Origin of the sequence: Vibrio halioticoli NBRC 102217 (genome assembly GCF_000496695.1) — a bacterium.
Lineage (GTDB): Bacteria > Pseudomonadota > Gammaproteobacteria > Enterobacterales > Vibrionaceae > Vibrio > Vibrio halioticoli.
This window is the reverse complement of the sequence record NZ_BAUJ01000014.1, coordinates 42,275-54,492: the sequence shown is the minus strand read 5'-3', so window position 1 is coordinate 54,492 and position 12,218 is coordinate 42,275. Positions and strand designations below refer to the sequence as shown.

12 protein-coding genes are annotated in these 12,218 nt (G+C 44.0%); 4 read left to right on the top strand and 8 right to left on the bottom strand.

What is annotated here, in order from left to right; translation table 11 throughout:
- Window positions 1-19 precede the first annotated feature (19 nt).
- Window positions 20-598: a D-sedoheptulose 7-phosphate isomerase gene (gene lpcA, locus VHA01S_RS05690; RefSeq protein ID WP_023403399.1), complete on the bottom strand. Its 579-nt coding sequence runs from the start codon at window positions 596-598 to the stop codon at window positions 20-22.
- Window positions 599-902: 304 nt separating this feature from the next.
- Between lpcA and fadE the strand changes: the two genes are divergently transcribed.
- Window positions 903-3,353, top strand: a complete 2,451-nt coding sequence (gene fadE, locus VHA01S_RS05685) for an acyl-CoA dehydrogenase FadE (RefSeq protein ID WP_023403398.1) — start codon at window positions 903-905, stop codon at window positions 3,351-3,353.
- A 105-nt stretch (window positions 3,354-3,458) separates the two neighbouring features.
- Here the strand turns inward: fadE and dnaQ are convergent, their stop codons facing one another.
- Window positions 3,459-4,181 carry a DNA polymerase III subunit epsilon gene (gene dnaQ / locus VHA01S_RS05680; RefSeq protein WP_023403397.1) on the bottom strand — a complete coding sequence of 241 codons (723 nt, stop codon included), beginning with the start codon at window positions 4,179-4,181 and terminating at the stop codon, window positions 3,459-3,461.
- Between the two features lie 58 nt (window positions 4,182-4,239).
- Here dnaQ and rnhA point away from each other — a divergent pair, with 58 nt between their 5' ends.
- Window positions 4,240-4,704, top strand: a complete 465-nt coding sequence (gene rnhA / locus VHA01S_RS05675; RefSeq protein WP_023403396.1) for a ribonuclease HI — start codon at window positions 4,240-4,242, stop codon at window positions 4,702-4,704.
- Window positions 4,705-4,722: 18 nt separating this feature from the next.
- Here the strand turns inward: rnhA and VHA01S_RS05670 are convergent, their stop codons facing one another.
- A complete protein-coding gene (locus VHA01S_RS05670; protein WP_023403395.1) occupies window positions 4,723-5,448 on the bottom strand; it encodes a class I SAM-dependent methyltransferase in 726 nt (241 codons plus the stop codon).
- A 38-nt stretch (window positions 5,449-5,486) separates the two neighbouring features.
- On the opposite strand from VHA01S_RS05670, the gene gloB reads away from it, so the two are divergent.
- Window positions 5,487-6,245 (top strand): hydroxyacylglutathione hydrolase, encoded by a 759-nt coding sequence (gene gloB, locus VHA01S_RS05665; protein ID WP_023403394.1) that lies wholly within the window; start codon window positions 5,487-5,489, stop codon window positions 6,243-6,245.
- Between the two features lie 147 nt (window positions 6,246-6,392).
- Window positions 6,393-7,982, top strand: a complete 1,590-nt coding sequence (locus tag VHA01S_RS05660) for a LysM peptidoglycan-binding domain-containing protein (RefSeq protein ID WP_023403393.1) — start codon at window positions 6,393-6,395, stop codon at window positions 7,980-7,982.
- Here VHA01S_RS05660 and VHA01S_RS05655 read toward each other — a convergent pair.
- The 5 genes from VHA01S_RS05655 to accA all read right to left on the bottom strand — a co-directional run bounded on the left by VHA01S_RS05655 (window position 7,966) and on the right by accA (window position 12,174).
- Window positions 7,966-8,853: an endonuclease/exonuclease/phosphatase family protein gene (locus VHA01S_RS05655; protein WP_023403392.1), complete on the bottom strand. Its 888-nt coding sequence runs from the start codon at window positions 8,851-8,853 to the stop codon at window positions 7,966-7,968. The two genes, VHA01S_RS05660 and VHA01S_RS05655, sit on opposite strands and share 17 nt — an antisense overlap.
- Before the next feature lie 143 nt (window positions 8,854-8,996).
- On the bottom strand, window positions 8,997-9,335 hold the full coding sequence (gene glnB / locus VHA01S_RS05650) for a nitrogen regulatory protein P-II (protein WP_023403391.1): 339 nt from the start codon (window positions 9,333-9,335) through the stop codon (window positions 8,997-8,999).
- Between the two features lie 114 nt (window positions 9,336-9,449).
- Window positions 9,450-9,761, bottom strand: coding sequence for a c-type cytochrome (locus tag VHA01S_RS05645; protein WP_023403390.1), 312 nt, complete (start codon window positions 9,759-9,761; stop codon window positions 9,450-9,452).
- A 16-nt stretch (window positions 9,762-9,777) separates the two neighbouring features.
- On the bottom strand, window positions 9,778-11,115 hold the full coding sequence (tilS, locus tag VHA01S_RS05640) for a tRNA lysidine(34) synthetase TilS (RefSeq protein WP_023403389.1): 1,338 nt from the start codon (window positions 11,113-11,115) through the stop codon (window positions 9,778-9,780).
- Between the two features lie 99 nt (window positions 11,116-11,214).
- Complete coding sequence (gene accA / locus VHA01S_RS05635) at window positions 11,215-12,174, bottom strand: acetyl-CoA carboxylase carboxyl transferase subunit alpha (protein ID WP_023403388.1); 960 nt, start codon at window positions 12,172-12,174, stop codon at window positions 11,215-11,217.
- Window positions 12,175-12,218 lie beyond the last annotated feature (44 nt).

Below are 12,218 nucleotides of genomic sequence, written 5' to 3'. Positions count from 1 at the left end.
GGTTTTCGTTGTATTCTTATTAAGCTTCCATCTCTTTTTCGATTAACTGAATAATAATATGGATAATCTTGATGTGGATTTCTTGAATACGATCCGCATACCCAAAGTGTGGTACGCGTACTTCTACATCCGCAACACCTGCCATTTTACCACCATCTTTACCGGTTAAGGCGATAGTTTTCATGCCTTTTTCTTTGGCCGCTTCAATAGCTTTTAAAATGTTGCCAGAATTACCGGAAGTAGATAGACCAAACAGTACGTCACCTTTTTGACCCACTGCTTCTACATAACGAGAAAAAACAAAGTCATAGCCAAAATCGTTGCTCACGCATGATAGGTGGCTTGGGTCTGAAATAGCGATGCCAGGATAACCCGGGCGGTTTTCACGATAGCGACCGGTAAGCTCTTCGGCAAAGTGCATAGCATCACAGTGAGAGCCACCGTTACCACAAGATAAAACTTTACCACCTTGCTTGAATGAGTCGGCAATCGTTTTGGCGGCCAATTCTATCTGTGCAATGTTGTTGTCATCGGATAAAAATGCCTGCAAGACAGTAGCCGCTTCCGATAGCTCACTCTTGATAAGGTCTTGGTACATAGCCGATCTCTCCTAAAATTATATGCTATTGCTGTAGCCTCGAATGTAACAAGAAAAGTTTAGCAGTGTCGAGGGGCATGTCGTTAGATTTCTAACTCAATTGTTTCATTGTCTACTATTGCGCCAGCTTTTCCTCCTGTTGCATGCAAACGGTCCAATTCACAAAACTACAACACTTACTCTTTACAAAATCTTAACATTTGCGATACTAAAGAAACTGGTTCGACCTCTTACCTTTATTTGCGCGTATTGAGTTATTGGGTTTTAGGTTGTGATAAACATGGTTAATGGAGAGACCTTTTACATGGATATACTTTTTGCTCTACTCACACTGTTTGTGGTGTCAGGCATTTGCCTTTATAACCGCAAGTCTTTGTTTATTGGGTTTGTCAGTAACGCTGTGGCACTGCTGCTGTGCTCATTTATCGTTGGAGTCTCGTTCATTGCTTGGTTTGTCTTACTGGCAGTTACCGCATTTATGCTATTTGATGAATGGCGTCAAAAAACCGTCACTAAAAAACTGCTCAAAGCATTTAAGAGCGTACTTCCTCCTATGTCTCAAACTGAAAAAGAAGCCTTAGATGCGGGCACAACTTGGTGGGAAGCCGAATTATTCCAAGGCAAGCCCAACTGGCAGTTTCTAAAAGACATACCTAAATCTGAACTCAGCGACGAAGAAAAAGCGTTTCTCGATGGCCCAGTAAATGAACTGTGCGCCATGATCAATGATTATGAAATCACTCACCAACAAGCGGATATGCCACCGGAGATTTGGCAGTACTTAAAAGACAACAAGTTCTTTGCCATGATCATTAAAAAACAATATGGTGGCTTGCAGTTTTCCGCTTACGCGCAAGCCCTTGTTCTGCAAAGATTGGCTGGCTCATCAATAGTGGTTGCCTCTACAGTAGGAGTACCTAACTCCCTTGGGCCGGGTGAGCTTTTGCAAATGTACGGTACAGAGGAACAACGCAATCATTACCTTCCTCGATTAGCCAATGGTCAAGAGATCCCCTGCTTTGCATTAACCAGCCCAGAAGCGGGCTCTGACGCAGGCGCTATTCCTGATTTTGGTGTGGTCTGTAAAGGCAAATGGCAAGGCAAAGATGTACTAGGGATGCGTTTAACCTGGAATAAGCGCTATATTACCCTTGCCCCTGTTGCCACTGTATTGGGTTTAGCCTTTAAACTGAGAGACCCTGATGGACTGCTCGGCGATAAAGAAGATCTAGGCATAACTTGTGCGCTTATTCCGACTCAATTGGACGGAGTTAAAATTGGGCGCCGACACTTCCCTCTTAATATTCCCTTTCAAAATGGCCCTACGCAAGCTAAAGATTTGTTCGTACCGATAGATTTCATTATAGGTGGACACAAAATGGCGGGCCAAGGCTGGAAGATGCTGGTTGAATGTCTGTCAGTAGGACGCGCGATCACCCTGCCATCGACCAATACCGGAGGTATCAAGACCAATGCATTGGCCATTGGTGCCTATGCGCGTATTCGTCGTCAATTTAAACAACCCATTGGCAGAATGGAAGGTATTGAAGAGCCGTTAGCCCGTATCGCCGGCAGTGCTTATTTGCTGGAAGGCGCCAACCTGCTCACCATGGGCGCGATTGATAACGGTGCTAAACCTTCGGTTATCTCTGCCATTGTAAAATACCATTGTACTCACCTAGGACAAAGAGCAGCCATTGATGCTATGGATGTGGCTGGCGGTAAAGGGGTGATGTTAGGTCCATCCAACTTTTTAGGTCGTGCTTATCAAGGTGCACCTATCTCTATCACCGTAGAAGGTGCCAATATATTAACCCGTTCATTAATGATTTACGGGCAAGGTGCAATTCGTTGTCATCCATACGTTTTAAAAGAGATGGAAATCGCCCATTCAGATGCGCCAGATGCACTGAGCAAATTTGATAAGGCACTCTTCTCGCACGTTGGTTTTGCCATGAGTAACTTATCTCGCAGTCTAGTCTTTGGGATTACCGATGGCATCGGCTCAGATTCACCGGCTACAGATGCGACTAAACGTTACTATCAACAGCTCAACCGTTACAGTGCCAACCTTGCCTTTCTATCGGATATTTCGATGGCCTTTTTAGGGGGGTCACTCAAACGTAAAGAGCGTTTATCGGCGCGCCTAGCCGATATGTTAGGTCAGCTCTATCTATGCTCAGCCATGTTAAAACGCTTTGAGCTAGATGGTAGCCCTAAAGAAGATCTTGCCCTTGTGCATTGGTGTGCTCAAGACAGTCTATTTAAAATAGAATCGGCTATGTATGACTTCTTAGTGAATTTCCCAGTGAAGTTTGTGGGTTTAAAACTGCGTGTATTGCTCATGCCAATGGGACGTGTGCGCAAGGCCCCTTCCGATAAACTGGATAGTGCATTGGCTAAAATTTTACAAACGCCAAGTGCAACCCGCAGTAGACTTGGACGCAACCAATACTTTGAACCCTCAAAGCACTGTGTACATGGGCAACTAGAATTAGCGCTAACCGTTGTTCTGCAAGCTGAACCTATTTTTGACAAAATCTGCCAACAATTGGGTAAGCGTAAACCTTTTACTCATTTAGACTTGGTAGCAAAACAAGCGCTAGAAGCGAACATGATTAGCCAAGAAGAGGCCGAAATATTACAAGAAGCCGAGTTACATAGGCTGAAAACCATCAATGTCGATGATTTTGATCCTGCTCACCTCGCGGCAAAAAATAAGCAACAGCAGCAACAAGCCGATACCGCCCATTAAGTCTTAACATCAAAAAACAAAATAGCCCTGAATATTCAGGGCTATTTACTGTCTATCGCATTTTAACTATTGCCTGATGAATCAAGGCAAGTCTTAGCTGTTAACTTACCAATTGGGCTCGCCAGAGAGCAAAGTTAAACGCTCAGCGTGAGCGGCAAGTTCTTCATCGCTGGCTTTAATTACGCGCAGTGGCGCACGTCCTGCTTCCACACGTTGAATGGTTGAACCTGCCGCCCCTTCAGAATTACCACCACCAAATTGAATAGCCGTTTGACCACCCGTCATAAACAGATAAACGTCGGCTAAGATCTCGGCATCGAGTAATGCGCCGTGCAATACACGAGCGGAAATATCGATAGTAAAATGTTTTGCTAATGAGTCTAAGTTTTTACGCGCTGGCATATTTGGCAAGCGTTTTGCCATCGCCAAGGTATCGGTAATTTTACAGTAGTCTTGGGTTTTACCTACCGAAGCGCCAATTTTGCTAAATTCATAGTCCATGAAGCCGACATCGAAGGGCGCGTTGTGCGCGACTAGCTCAGCACCGTCGATAAATTCAAGAAACTCTTGATGAACGTCTTTGTATTCTGGCTTATCAAGCAAAAACTCATCGGTAATACCGTGTACCGCAATCGCATCCGGTTGTATTTCTCGATCAGGCTTAATATAAACATGAAAGTGATTACCCGTTAGCTTGCGGTTCACTATCTCAACGGCACCAATCTCAATGATTCTGTGCCCAAGGTAAGTGGGACCGCCTTCACGGTTCATACCGGTTGTTTCTGTATCGAGCACCACTATGCGGCGCGAATTGTTACTAGTATTCATAAAATTAAAACTGTGTCAGACTAAAGGTAAGGCTGTTATTAGGCAATCATATCAAATCATGAATAAACAAGTTGAGATTTTCACCGATGGTTCGTGCTTAGGCAATCCAGGCCCCGGTGGCTATGGCATCGTCATGCGTTACAAAGAACACGAGAAGCTGATTTCTAAAGGCTTCATTCTGACCACCAACAACCGTATGGAGATGATGGCGGCAGTAGAAGGGCTAAAACTTCTTAAAGAGCCATGCAAAGTGGTATTGACCACCGATAGCCAATACGTGCGTCAAGGTATCACCCAATGGATCCATGGCTGGAAAAAGCGCGATTGGAAAACATCCAATAAAAAACCGGTTAAAAATGCCGACCTTTGGCAGGCTCTCGATGCAGAAAGCCAGCGCCATGATGTGGATTGGAAATGGGTAAAAGGTCATGCAGGTCACAGAGAAAACGAAATCTGTGACGAAATTGCTCGCCAAGCGGCTGAGTCCCCGACCGATGAAGACACCGGCTATCAGCCATCTTGAAGCGACAAAAATTAAGAGTTAAGACTTAACTCGACAATTAAGCCTCACTGGCGCAAGACGACGTTTCAGTTTCCAGTGGGGTTTAATCGGTTTTAATGGATAGGTTCTTTTGCGCGCCACAATAAAGTATTGGCTACAAAAAGGAGCGCTCCAATTGCCAATGCCATTTTCTAACCATGTCCAAATTGCCCTTTGCTTTTTCACTGGCACTAAACCATAGCTATCCATGTGCACCACTTGGTAATTAAGCACACTGAGCCAATCTTTAACCCTGTGTGGGGTAAACATTCGTCCACACCAAGGCATAGTGCGCCGGCGCCATGGCATCAAGCTATTAAGTCCAGATAAGCTAATTGGATTAAATCCAGTTAAGATAAGATAACCATCATCAATCATCACCCTATCCACTTCACGCAATAAACGGTGCGGGTCCAAGCAATAATCCAATTGATGTGCCATTAAAACCACATCGATGCTTTTTTCTAGAAACGGTAAATCATAAGCATCAGCAATCACATTGTGCACTGGATTTTTGATGTCCAAGTTGATTTGATGCTGAATATTACAGTTACAACTGGTAATCTCACAGCTCAAGCCACCTAATTTAAGCATATGGTAGCCAAATAATTTCGGGCACCACTCATCCAAACGCATCTGTATAGCGTCACGAACCCACTTATGCTTAGGTAGGTCATCCCAAGAATGGGGTTGGGTTATTTTCCGTGATATCCGAGCTGGTCGCATTCAGCAGTCATCCGTAAAGAAACAATAGGAATATCTTAATGTTAGTCGTAAAAAGCATACCTGCATTTAATGATAATTACATCTGGCTTATTCACAATAACCAAGGTCAATGTGCCGTTGTCGATCCGGGCGACGCAACTCCAGTTTTGGCTTACCTCAAAGAACACGATTTGCAACTGAACACAATACTGATCACTCATCACCATTCGGATCATATTGGCGGTGTCTCAGAGCTTAAACGTGAATTTTCTGACGTCACTATTGTGGGTCCGCAAAAAGATGCCGTAGCTGGCCTTACTCACTCTGTAGGCGCAGGGCAACAGTTAGAGTTATTTGGTGAACACTTTATCGTACTTGATTTACCGGGACACACCTTAGGCCACATTGGTTTTCTAGGTGATGGCAAACTGTTTTGTGGCGATGTGCTATTTTCGGCAGGTTGTGGCCGAGTATTTGAAGGAACACCGGCACAAATGTGGCAATCACTGCAAAAACTGGCATCACTACCCGTGGAAACCGAAGTGTACAGCGCACACGAATACACCTCGAACAACCTATCGTTTGCCATGGCAATCGAGCCTAGTAACCCGCAGTTACAAATTTACCGCGAAAAAGTAAATCAGCTGAGAGCCCATCAAAAGCCCACTCTACCGACCACAATTGAACAAGAAAAATGGATTAATCCTTTTTTAAGGGTTGATATGCCTGAAGTCATTAACTCAGTAGCACATAAAACTGAAGATCTTTCCCCTGAAGGTGTTTTTACCGCACTGCGTAAATGGAAAGATAGCTTCTAATTAAGTACACTCTGGCACAATATTTTATTTACACCCATTTAATAACCCGTTTCTAACGACAACGGGTACAACACTTTTGTTCATAAAACCAATAATACTGAACAGTGATTACAAATAATGGGAAAGACATAGCACGAAGGCTTTTGCATGAAATTGAAATACAGCTGGATATTAGCTCTGGTACTTACAGGCTGTCAGACACCACAGCAGCCCACAGAAAAAGAGGTCACAGAGCTTCCTCCAACAACACAACAAAGCCAAGTTGAGATTGCGCCACCAGCCCAAGAAAAACCTCAAGAAGTGGCTGTAGAGCCCGTTGAAGAAGTGGAAAAGGCGCCTGAGCTAACCCCTCAGCAACAGCAAGACTTGTGGAAACGTATTGGCATGCAACTTAAGTTGCCTGTCGCCAATGATGAAAAAGTAGAATATTACCGTAACTGGTATATCAAACACCCAAGCCACCTTAGAACCGTCTCTAAAAGAGCCGAGCCGTACCTACACCTTATTGTAGAAAAGATCGAGCAAAAGAACTTACCAATGGAGTTGGCACTGCTTCCTGTTGTAGAAAGTTCTTATGATGCCTTTGCCTATTCTCATGGCAGTGCTGCAGGCTTATGGCAGTTCATTCCCGGAACCGGTAAATGGTATGGGCTTGAACAAAACTATTGGTATGACGGTCGTCGTGATGTTTCTGCCTCTACAGATGCCGCTTTAAAATACCTTGGCGACTTAAATAATCGTTTTGATGGTAACTGGAATCACGCTATTGCGGCCTACAACAGTGGTGGTGGTCGCGTGAGCAGTGCTATTCGCAAAAACCGTCGTCTAAATAAGCCAACGGACTTTTTCTCCCTAGAACTGCCGCAAGAAACCAGCGCCTATGTGCCTAAGCTAATGGCAATTGCTGATATTGTGGCTCACCAAGAAAAATACGGCGTTGAAATCCCAGCCATTGAAAATAAACCAGTGCTGGTGCAAGTCGACCCTAAAGAGCAGTTAGACCTTGGCATTGCCGCTCAGTACGCCGATATAAGCGTTAAAGAACTGCAAAGCTATAACCCTGCTTATAACCAGTGGGCAACCGCGCCTGATGGGCCTCATAAACTTCTGATTCCTATTGAGAAAAAAGAACAGTTTTTAGCCAAAGTAGAAAAGAACCGTGGCAAAGGCGTTAAGCTGATTCGCTACAAGGTAAAAGCGGGTGACAGCCTAGGTTTGATTGCACAAAAGCATAAAACCACGATTAAAGTGATTCAAACGGCTAACGGTATGTCTAACTCAAATATTCGAGCTGGACACTATTTGCTGATCCCAACATCAACTCAATCAAACAGTGCTTATATACTGAGCGCCGAGAATCGACTCAAACAGACTCAGTCTCGCAGTCGAGGTGATTATAAAGTTTCACATACCGTAAAATCGGGTGAGAGTTTTTGGAATATTGCCAAACAACACAACGTCTCAGTACAATCTTTAGCTAAATGGAATGGTATGGCGCCAAAAGATACTTTGCGCGTTGGCCAGAAGTTAGTGGTTTGGAAAAAAGGCTCTCCTGGCGCTGTGATGCGCACCGTTTACTACAATGTGCGCAGTGGTGACAGCATCAGCAGTATCGCGCATCGCTTTAAAGTACGCTCTAGTGACGTGGTCAAATGGAACAACTTGAACACGTCGAAATACCTTAAGCTAGGACAAAAACTGAAGCTGTATGTCGATGTAACTAAAGTGACGGTTTAGCAGCTATTAACGCAAAACTTGCCAGTAATGGATTATGATCAGAGGCGTCACTTGTTGGCGCCTTTGCTGTTATTAACTGCAGATCACGATAGTAAATATGATCCAATACATGCCCATTCATAAACTCTGAGCGCTGACCACTAGGGAACACTGCTTCTTTAAAATGTGCGGTAGCCATGATTTGGCCAAGCTTTTGCATTCGTTCATCACTCCAAGTATTAAAATCCCCACCAAAAATCACCGGACCTGGGTGCCTTTTTAGTTTGTTCACCAAAGTAATTACCTGTTGTCGATACTCGTCAGTACCCAGCGTAAAGTTAATTGCGTGCAAATTACCTACCGCCAATTCACTGCCATCAGACAAGGGATAAGTGGCGAATAACGCCGACTTTGGCAGTTGTAGCCACGGCTCTGAATCTAACTGAGCACAAATACGAAGCGGATAAACCGGCGCTAAATTGAGTACCCCAGCACTGACATCAAAAGCTTCAAAAGCTTTGGCTTGTTGCCCTATCCACTCAATTTGATACAACCAACTTTTGAACTCATCGGTTAAGCTCACCTCTTGCAATAGAGCTAACTGCTTACCTTTAAGTAATTCACTCAGTACTGGTTTCCAATTTTCTCTATTTTGTTTGTATAAGTTCCACACCAGAACATCAATCTGTCCATTATCATCTAACGTGCGGCCATTTCGCTCAAAGCTCTGGCACTCAAAGCGGCTCTCAACCTGAGTATCTTTCACTCCATCCGTGACCACTAAATGTTCGGCATCAGGCACAGAGAATAAAACTTTAAACACTATTACTGTGGCTATGGCGAGCCCTATAATAATGAACAAAAACCAACGTGTTTTTTTATGTGCGGACATAGATTACCTGTTGAGAAGATCTGAACTAACGAAGTGTGATGTCATAGTAGCAATTTGGCTAAGTATAGAAAACAACAAGCCCCCGCACTAAGGCAGGGGCTTAAAAGATTAATCTACTATTTAAGGTGCAATACTACCTAAGATTAGATTGCGTCTTCGTCTTCTTCTCCAGTACGAATACGTACAACTCGCTCAACATCAGAAACAAAAATCTTACCGTCACCAATTTTGCCCGTTTGCGCTGTTTCAACGATCTTATCGATACATTGTGCCGCAACATCGTCAGAGACTACGATTTCTAACTTAACTTTTGGTAGAAAATCAACCATGTATTCAGCACCACGGTACAGTTCAGTATGGCCTTTTTGACGTCCAAAGCCTTTTACTTCAGATACGGTCATTCCTGTAATACCGACTTCTGCTAATGCTTCTCGTACATCGTCGAGTTTAAAAGGTTTTATGATAGCTTCAATCTTTTTCATTTCTACTCCCTAATTTGCTCAGCCTATGGCAAGTTCAAGTATTATCAATGTTTTTTCCTAAATTACCAAATAGGAATTCATCTATATTGGCCAAGCTAAGACAAAATAGCCTTATTATTTCATTGCTGCATAATAAGCGGCTAGATTTTCCATATCTTGATCATTAAGCAGCGATGCTTGTGCTTGCATTACCACCGCTAGCCCGCCGCTTCTTTCTTTGGCTTTATAAGCCTTGAGTGAGCTAACAATGTATTTCGCATTTTGCCCATTGAGATTTGGGTAACCATCGATCACAGCTTTTCCATCAGCACCATGACAAGCTGCGCAGATTTGAGCCTTTGCTTTACCTGCTTCAATATCAGCAGCGTTCGCCGTTGCACCGATAACCGATGCCAAAAGAGCCGCAACAACCAGAGACTTTTTCATAATATTACCTTGTTGATTATTTTTTCTTCCAATAAAAACGGTGACTTGACCCAGTAAAGTCGCGACATACAAACAAATCGCCAACCGCTACCACTTTATCGTTATACATCAAAATGGGTATAAGTGATCGTTTCCATGGCGGAATTTGATACTCCTGAAACAGTTTTTTTAGTTTTCGACTACCGACGCGCCCTGCAGGATGGGCACTCAAACCACTAGGATTGAACTGAACCCAAGCTTTTTCATCGGCATTAGCCGCACGTACGCCAAGGCCAAGATCGCTGTGATTACCTAATACAACACTGCCTAATTGATGCGGCAGATCTAAGATTTGATTGCTCTTTAACACGGACTGCCACTCTTGTGGCGGCTCAATCTCTTTAACCAAGTGAATCGAGTTTTGGAATCGGCGCACTGTCCTATCTCCAATGACCAACTTAGGATTAGCATCTGCGCCCGCCCCTATCACTTCATTGAACAATAAAATAAGCTGCTTGCGACTGGGCATTGGATGATTGTGCTGCTTAAACCATTGACGAATTAAGCGATGACGAATCGCTTCAGACACCGCACTTAAACGTTGCATACTCAGGCTATTATCAGGGTTCAGGGCTTGCTGATATTGATGTTGCAGTAATTCATCAAGCAGCTGCTCTTGTTCAAAGCATAGCTCAGCACTGCGCAGGGCATTTTTTTGTATTTCTGGCCAGCGCTTCGATAGTTGCGGAACCACTGCATGCCTTAAAAAGTTGCGATCAAACTTAGTGTCTTGATTGCTTTCGTCTTCTACCCACTGCAATTGATGCTCAACGGCATAATCATGCAGTTGTTCTCGGCGTAAGGACAGAAAAGGCCTTACTAGTAAGCTGTCCTGAAAAGCAGATGACGCCCCCATTCCAGCCAACCCCCTTGGGCCACTACCACGCTTTAATGCCAATAATAGAGTTTCGAGTTGATCATCGGCATGTTGCGCCGTTAATAACAAATCACCGTTCTGCAGGTGCTTAGCCAATAACTCATAACGTGCGTCTCTAGCTTGCGCTTCTAGGCTCTGTTTACTGTTGATATCTAAATGGGCATGCTCTACGCAAAAAACGATTGAGGAGGCTTCACACCACTGCTGACATTGCGTTGTCCAGAGCGCCGCATTTTGGCTTAAACCATGATTAACATGCACCGCCATCACTTTAGCTGTTGGATTTTGAGTTTGATAACGAGCCAAACCCTGATAACGGGATAAGCAATGAAGCATCACTCGAGAGTCTAGCCCTCCACTTAATGCCAGCACGATTTTTGAATCAGAACTTCGATAAGCTTCAATGACTTTGCAAAAAGTATCGAAAATAATGTCCACAGCATTTCTCACTATATTCATGGTATTCATAAAACAAAAAAGGCGAGCTAGTGCTCACCTTTCTCATTATCTCATCATTTGCGGTTGAGCAAATTTAGCTTAGCAGTAACCGTAGCTCATCAAGCGCTCGTAACGACGCTCCTGTAGCTCTTCTTCACTTTTGCTGTCTAGCTCTTTTAACTGCTGAACCAATACCGCTTTAATATTCTCAGCCGTATGCACTGGATCTCTGTGCGCGCCGCCTAGCGGTTCAGTAATGATTTCATCAATCAAGCCGTACTCTTTCAAGCGCGGTGCAACTAAGCCCATTGCATCTGCAGCTTGTGGCGCTTTTTCAGAGTCACGCCACAAGATAGAAGCACAACCTTCTGGAGAGATAACCGAGTATGTTGAGTACTCAAGCATGTTCACGTAGTCACCGACACCAATCGCCAATGCACCACCAGAACCGCCTTCACCTACAACATTACAAATAACAGGAACAGTAAGACCTGCCATCGCTTTTAGATTCGTGGCAATTGCTTCAGATTGACCGCGCTCTTCCGCACCGACACCTGGGTAAGCACCCGCAGTATCAATAAAGGTAATAATAGGCATGTTAAAGCGCTCAGCCATCTTCATTAGACGCAGGGCTTTACGGTAACCTTCAGGTTTTGGCATACCGAAGTTACGGATGACTTTCTCTTTGGTTTCACGGCCTTTTTGATGACCAATAACCATTACCGGACGTCCATCTAGACGAGCCATGCCACCAACGATAGCTTTGTCATCGCCAAACGCACGATCACCGCATAATTCATCAAATTCAGTGAAGGCATTTTCAATGTAATCATAAGTGTAAGGACGCTGTGGGTGACGAGCAAGTTGAGCCACTTGCCACGCACCTAGATCACCAAAAATTTTCTTTTTCAGTTCTAAGCTTTTCTTTTCAAGAGAAGTGATTTCCTTGTCTAGGTCTACTCCATCTCCTCCGCCGTGGCGACTTACATCGCGTAGGGCTTCAATTTTAGCTTCAAGCTCTGCAATTGGCTTTTCAAACTCTAGAAAGTTCAAACTCATCTAGCATTCCTTCATTTTTTTGCTCTGAATACAGGGTGTTCTGT

What these genes read in the sequence shown, in the direction of transcription:
- rnhA (WP_023403396.1), top strand. Translation starts at nt 4,240, where the DNA reads ATGAATAAACAAGTTGAGATTTTCACCGATGGTTCGTGCTTAGGCAAT.
- accA (WP_023403388.1), bottom strand. Translation starts at nt 12,174, where the DNA reads ATGAGTTTGAACTTTCTAGAGTTTGAAAAGCCAATTGCAGAGCTTGAA.
- VHA01S_RS05670 (WP_023403395.1), bottom strand. Translation starts at nt 5,448, where the DNA reads ATGCGACCAGCTCGGATATCACGGAAAATAACCCAACCCCATTCTTGG.
- VHA01S_RS05645 (WP_023403390.1), bottom strand. Translation starts at nt 9,761, where the DNA reads ATGAAAAAGTCTCTGGTTGTTGCGGCTCTTTTGGCATCGGTTATCGGT.
- fadE (WP_023403398.1), top strand. Translation starts at nt 903, where the DNA reads ATGGATATACTTTTTGCTCTACTCACACTGTTTGTGGTGTCAGGCATT.
- VHA01S_RS05655 (WP_023403392.1), bottom strand. Translation starts at nt 8,853, where the DNA reads ATGTCCGCACATAAAAAAACACGTTGGTTTTTGTTCATTATTATAGGG.
- VHA01S_RS05660 (WP_023403393.1), top strand. Translation starts at nt 6,393, where the DNA reads ATGAAATTGAAATACAGCTGGATATTAGCTCTGGTACTTACAGGCTGT.
- glnB (WP_023403391.1), bottom strand. Translation starts at nt 9,335, where the DNA reads ATGAAAAAGATTGAAGCTATCATAAAACCTTTTAAACTCGACGATGTA.
- dnaQ (WP_023403397.1), bottom strand. Translation starts at nt 4,181, where the DNA reads ATGAATACTAGTAACAATTCGCGCCGCATAGTGGTGCTCGATACAGAA.
- gloB (WP_023403394.1), top strand. Translation starts at nt 5,487, where the DNA reads ATGTTAGTCGTAAAAAGCATACCTGCATTTAATGATAATTACATCTGG.
- lpcA (WP_023403399.1), bottom strand. Translation starts at nt 598, where the DNA reads ATGTACCAAGACCTTATCAAGAGTGAGCTATCGGAAGCGGCTACTGTC.